2 protein-coding genes are annotated in these 2,715 nt (G+C 63.1%); one reads left to right on the top strand and one right to left on the bottom strand.

Annotation, left to right across the window (positions count from 1 at the left end):
* Nucleotides 1-321 precede the first annotated feature (321 nt).
* Nucleotides 322-1,200: a right-handed parallel beta-helix repeat-containing protein gene (locus H0524_RS23915; protein ID WP_309225220.1), complete on the bottom strand. Its 879-nt coding sequence runs from the start codon at nt 1,198-1,200 to the stop codon at nt 322-324.
* 740 nt (nt 1,201-1,940) lie between these two features.
* On the opposite strand from H0524_RS23915, the gene H0524_RS23910 reads away from it, so the two are divergent.
* Nucleotides 1,941-2,715: transposase family protein (locus H0524_RS23910; protein WP_180200671.1), on the top strand; the 775-nt coding region annotated here is incomplete at its 3' end.

Genomic DNA, 2,715 nt, shown 5'->3' with positions numbered 1-2,715 from the left:
GCCCACACATTGACCGACACCGCATCCGGCATCGCCCACCTTCACAACATCATCCTCGCCGGCTGACACCAGCACCGTTGCCGCACAACGCCTCCACCGAGTTACGAGACATCTCTTAGGACCACGTCGGCGGCTTGGTTGCAGGCGGCGAGGACATGCTGGGCGGCGGTGTCGGTGCTGCGGGAGCCGCGCAGTGTCTTTCCATCCACGGCGATCGCCCGCCTGCCCCTGCGGGTGTGGCTATGCCCCGGTTGGTGAGCCAGCTTTCGAATTCGTGACGACACCCCACACAACGCGCAGATCCGACCGCAGACCAAATAGTCAGGCAGTGCCGTCCAGATTGACGACCTGGCCATTGAGGGTGTTGGCGGTAGCATCGACTCGTGACACACCCCAGACCACGGACGAGGTTCCCGTTTCGGTCCAAATGAAATGTTCTGTAAGGCTACCGGGATGCGACTGTACCGCGCCGCCGATCGTCTGGTGTGTCGTGGTTCCCGCGACGTGGATGCCGACTGTTTTTCCACCGTATGTATACGCCCCGAACAAACTGCAGCTCGTGCAATTTTTTATCAGGAATCCTTCGGTACTGAACACCTCGGCGCCGCAGCTAGTAAGGGAAACTGCCCTGCATCCGAAAAGCGCGTAGCCACGCCCACCTTCGTCGCAGGCACACCCGGTCAGAGACGAATAGCTCACGGTATCCAATTCGTAGCCGTTCTTAGCATTCCCTAGGGCGTAGCAGGAATCGAAAGCCAGAGAGGTCGCCGCCTTAACGATGGTATGGTCGGAATCCAAGTGGGCTTTTGTGATGTAGAAGCCGTCGCCGCCGTTGTTGACGGACTGGACCCGGGTGATCCTCGACGCGATCGGTGCCCCGAGGTAGACGCCGCAGTCACCCCAGTTCTTCACGACACAGTCCTCGATGGTGATGTTAGTTATATTTGCGAATTCTGCGGGAGTCGATGGATTCGTGGCTGGAGTAAGGTGGATCCCAGAGCTGCCTGTAGCCCGGGTGCCGATAAGGGTAATTCCAGCGATGACTACGTAGTTGACGCTGCCCGCGCTGGTTGAACTGATGCCGTGGCTGATCCCGACTTGATAGATCTTGGTGGCTCCGGCACCAGATCCGACCAATCTCTGGTTGCTGTGCATCACAATCGGAGCGTTGATATGGAAATCCCCGGGCGCCAAAATCACCTGTGCGCCACCTGGTATTAGCGCGTCCTGGATAGCCCTACGATCACTCTCGCCACTTGTGTCTCCACTTGGCGCGAGCGCAACTAGCCCTGCCGCTGCGGCATGAGCGGGGGTCCCCCGGCCGAGGATCGCCGCACCGGCTGCCATGCCAACTCCCGCAAGAGGCCCGGCGATCATCCCTCGGCGACTGTACGACGACATTTCCTTTGGTGTCACATCGCTCCTATTCGTCGGTGGCCTACGGCGAAGGGACAGCAAAGGCGACCGTCCGTCGCACCCACCCCACGTCGCATACGCTGCAGACTTCAATCAAACTTTGGGTGAAACTCGAAATATCCACAGTATCATTCGAGCACCGCGCTACGCATGGAGCGGGTCTGAGAGGACGTCTATCGGAGCATCTTGCCGGGGCCCTGCGGCCCTCGGGCCGACAGCAGACACGAGACGATGGCGAACGCCCGCAAGGCGATCCGCCAGAGTGCCCGCCAGAGCCGCCGTCGGCGATCCGGCAGCCTCCGTGGAAAGGTGGCGGCAGCAAGGACCAGGCCCTCGACAGCGCCACCGGTAGCGAATCCGGCGGCACGCCGTAGCTCTGGTGAGCCACCGCACGACGGAGCCCCGCCCCTACCGCATCCGGCAGGAGCGGGGCCCGGGTGAACTTTGACCCACTCAGGGTCGCTAAGGGATGTCTCGTAACCCCGATGTCCGTCTGTTAGGGACAGTCGTGCAGGATGTTCGGGGTGCAGGTGATCACGTCAGCCCGCCCGGAGTGGATCTTCCCGTTCACCGGATTGCAGCCCGTCCAGTTCCGCAGGCTGGTCCGGCTGGTCGCTGAGCGAGGCGGTGACGCGATCGCGGACGGGCGGCCGGGCCGGCAGTGGTCACTCGACCTCGCCGATCGGGTGTTGCTGGTGGCCGTGTACTGGCGCACGAACCTGACGATGCGCCAGATCGGTCCGCTGTTCGGGGTGTCGCACTCGGCGGCGCACCGGGTCATCGACACCCTCGGCCCGCTGCTGGCCCTGGCCCCGGTCCGACGACGCCGGGTTGATCAGATCGCGATCGTCGACGGCACCCTTGTCCCGACTCGCGATCACCGTTTGGCCGCGCCGAGCAAGAACTACCGCTACTCGACGAATCTGCAGGTCGCCATTGACGCCCACACCCACCTTGTCGTGGCCCTGGGTGACCCGCAACCCGGCAACCGCAACGACACCATCGTCTACCGCACCTCGGGCATCGACCAAAAGCTGGCAGGACGGCCGGTCATGGCCGATGGCGCCTACCGCGGCAACCCCGACGTGATCATCCCGTACCGCAAACCCGCCGACGGCAGCGAACTACCCGACTGGAAGAAGGACCTGAACAGGCACCACCGCACCGTCCGAGCCCAGGTCGAACACGCCCTGGCCCGCATGAAGACCTTCACGATCCTGCGCGACTACCGCCGCGCCGCCCACACATTGACCGACACCGCATCCGGCATCGCCCACCTTCACAACATCATCCTCGCCG

It is taken from the genome of Salinispora sp. H7-4, assembly GCF_013416675.1.
Lineage (GTDB): Bacteria > Actinomycetota > Actinomycetes > Mycobacteriales > Micromonosporaceae > Micromonospora > Micromonospora vitiensis.
This window is presented reverse-complemented; position numbering and strand designations above follow the sequence as displayed.